This window comes from Halorubrum sp. AJ67 (assembly GCF_000513435.1).
In genome coordinates, this window is sequence record NZ_CBVY010000011.1 from 27,717 (window position 1) to 30,137 (window position 2,421).

Here is a 2,421-nt window from a genome sequence, read left to right on the forward strand (position 1 = left end):
CGGGTCATGCGCGAGGGCGACGCGCTCGACTTCGCGCTGTCGGGGCGCGTCCTCGACGCCGACAAGGCCCTCCGGACCGGGCTCGTCTCGCGCGTCGTCGACGACACTCGATCGGTGGCCGACGAGATCGCGGCCGGCGAGTCCGATGCGCTCGCGGCGATCAAGCGCCGACTCCGCGACCGCCGCGACGACGAGACGCAGGAACGCGTGGAGGCGGCTACGTTCGCCGACCTCCACGACGCCCACGCGGAGGAGATCGCCCGTCGGAACGGAGAGTGAGCGGGACGACAGCGGCGGCGACCCCGCCGTACCGCCGCCTCGATGTGACAAGCTTAAGTGAGTCTCCGGCCAACTGCGAGATGCGAAGCACGCACCGGTAGTGTAGTGGTATCACGCAACCTTGCCATGGTTGCAACCCGAGTTCAAATCTCGGCCGGTGCACTCCTTCCAGTCGTGCCCCGGCCTGACTCCCGTTTGCTGCGCTCACGGGAGTCTCGGCCGGTACATTTCTCGAACGTAGTGAGAGAAATCACCGAGAGTGATTTGAACGCTATCAGTCGCGCGCAGCGAGCGGTGAAGCCGCGAACCGCGAGCGAGCACGTCTGATTCTGAGTTCAAATCTCGGCCGGTACATTTTCCGAGCGAAGCGAGGAAAATCGCCGAGCACAGCGGCTGCGTCGCCCTCGAATTGAGGTCGCCGCCGAGGACGTCGCGGTCGACGCCAGCGGTGGCGGCGGATCCCATCCGTTTAACCGCGCGTGCGTACTCTGTTCGCGTATATGGTAGAGATTCTTCTTCTCGTCGGAGTCACGGTGGCGGCGTTCGTCGGCTACAACATCGGGGGCGCGACGACGGGACCGGCGTTCGGGCCGGCGGTAGGCGCGGACGTGTTGTCGAAGTCGGGCGCGGCGGCGCTGATGTCGGTGTTCTTCTTCATCGGCGCTGGAACGCTGGGCCAGCGGGTGGTCACGACGCTGGGCGAGGACCTCGTCTCGGGCGCGAACGTGTTCACGCTGGAGACGAGCATCGTCGTCCTCTTTTTCATCGGCGGCGCGCTGTTCGTCGGCAATTTCGCCGGCGTCCCGGCGTCGACGTCGATGACCGCGGTCGGGGCCATCGCCGGGCTGGGATTGGCGACGAACACGCTCAACTGGGCCGAGATGGGCGAAATCGCGATCTGGTGGCTCGTCGCCCCGATAATCGGGTTCTGGGTCTCCGGCATCGTGGGACGCTACTTCTACTCGACGATCAACGACTGGGTGGCGATAGACAGCACCGAGGGCGCGCTGTTCGAGTTCGACCGGTCGGGACTGGTTCCGAAGCCCGTTCCCGGACCGAACACGACCCGCCGCGAGCTGTTCGGCGGCTTCGTCGTCATCGCGATCGGCTGTCTGATGGCGTTCGCCTCCGGTACGTCGAACATCGCCAACGCCATCGCGCCGCTGGTGGGTGCCGGCGTGGAGATACGGCCGCTGATCCTCCTCGGCAGCGCCGCGGTGGCGGTGGGCGCGTTCACCATCGCCCGGCGGACGCTCGACACGCTCGGCAACGACATCACCGACCTGCCGCTGACGGCCGCCATCGTCGTCGCGGTCGTCTCCTCCGGGATCGTCATCAGCCTCTCCGCGGTCGGGATCCCCGCCTCCTTCGTGATCATCGCGACGATGTCGATCGTCGGACTCGGTTGGGGGCGCGCGACGCGCACGGTCACGGTGCGACAGGGGATCCGCGGCGAGAAGGAGCCGACGGTCTCCGTCGGCGCGCTGGCGGCCGACGAGATGCCTGATATCGGCGAGGGCGACGCGAGCGACGTCCCGTCGGCGTCGGACCTGTTCAATCCGGGAACGAGCGCGCGCGTCGTGCTGATGCAAAACGTCGTGCCGATCCTCTCGACGGTCGGCGCGCTGGTGACGTTCACCGCCCTCTTCACGTTCGTCTGGTAAGCCGGGCGGAACACCCGCCGGAGCCGGTTAGCGGCCGAACCGGCGCTGTCTGTCCTGGTAGTCCAAGACGGCGCGGAGGTACTCACGTCTGCGGAAGTCGCGCCAGTTCACGTCGGTGAAGTAGAGTTCGGCGTACACCGACTGCCAGATGGCGAAGTCGGAGAGTCGCTCGGCACCGGTCTTGATCACGAGGTCCGGCTCTTCGGGAAACAACAGCCGGTCGGCGACGTCGCTCTCGTCGATGGTTTCCGGCGTTATCTCCCCGTCGGCCACGTCGTGCGCCAGTTCGCGGACCGCGCCGGCGAACTCCGCTTTCCCGCCGAGACCGACGAGGATCCGGACCAGCGCGTCCGGGTCGCCGACGTCGAGCGAATCGTCGCCGTCGGGCGCGTCGCCAGCGGGTTCTTCGGCCGGATCGTCGGCGTCCGGGCCGCGGACCACGGTCTCCGCGGGGGCGTCGAGCCGCCGTAGCTCCCGG

General features: G+C 67.6%; 2 protein-coding genes, 1 tRNA gene and 1 pseudogene. 3 read left to right on the top strand and 1 reads right to left on the bottom strand.

The annotated features are described in order from the left end of the window. The 3 genes and pseudogenes from BN903_RS10115 to BN903_RS10130 form a co-directional block, all read left to right on the top strand. A pseudogene (locus BN903_RS10115) lies at positions 1-279 on the top strand (enoyl-CoA hydratase/isomerase family protein); the annotation flags it as partial. Between the two features lie 91 nt (positions 280-370). After that, a tRNA-Gly gene (locus BN903_RS10120) sits at positions 371-441 on the top strand. A gap of 338 nt (positions 442-779) precedes the next feature. Continuing rightward, positions 780-1,943 carry an inorganic phosphate transporter gene (locus BN903_RS10130; protein WP_048077619.1) on the top strand — a complete coding sequence of 388 codons (1,164 nt, stop codon included), beginning with the start codon at positions 780-782 and terminating at the stop codon, positions 1,941-1,943. 27 nt (positions 1,944-1,970) lie between these two features. Here BN903_RS10130 and BN903_RS10135 read toward each other — a convergent pair. After that, a partial coding sequence (locus tag BN903_RS10135; RefSeq protein WP_048077620.1) for an undecaprenyl diphosphate synthase family protein occupies positions 1,971-2,421 on the bottom strand: 451 nt, incomplete at its 5' end.

What these genes read in the sequence shown, in the direction of transcription:
- BN903_RS10130 (WP_048077619.1), top strand. Translation starts at nt 780, where the DNA reads ATGGTAGAGATTCTTCTTCTCGTCGGAGTCACGGTGGCGGCGTTCGTC.